The 297-nt window shown below is 59.3% G+C and carries 1 pseudogene; it reads right to left on the bottom strand.

The annotated features are described in order from the left end of the window. Positions 1-297, bottom strand: a pseudogene (locus tag AC5ZG1_RS44920) (transposase); the annotation flags it as partial.

Genomic DNA, 297 nt, shown 5'->3' on the forward strand with positions numbered 1-297 from the left:
CGGATGAGGTAGTGCGGAGCCTCATCCCAAGGAAATGCCTCCGTGATTTGACGTGCAACCCATTCCGCCGTCGGATTTGCTGTGACGTTGATCCAGACGAGGTCTCTGCGGTCGAGCCGGACGATCACAAAAGCATAGAGCAGATCGAAACCGACGGTGGGAACAACGAACAAGTCCATGGCGGCAATGTCCGGCGCGTGATTAAAGAAGGTGCGCCATCCCTGGCTGGGTGGCCCGCGTCGCTTCACCATGTACTTGGCGACGCTGGACTGCGCGACCTCGAACCCGAGCTTGAGC

Source organism: Bradyrhizobium sp. Leo78 (genome assembly GCF_059512425.1).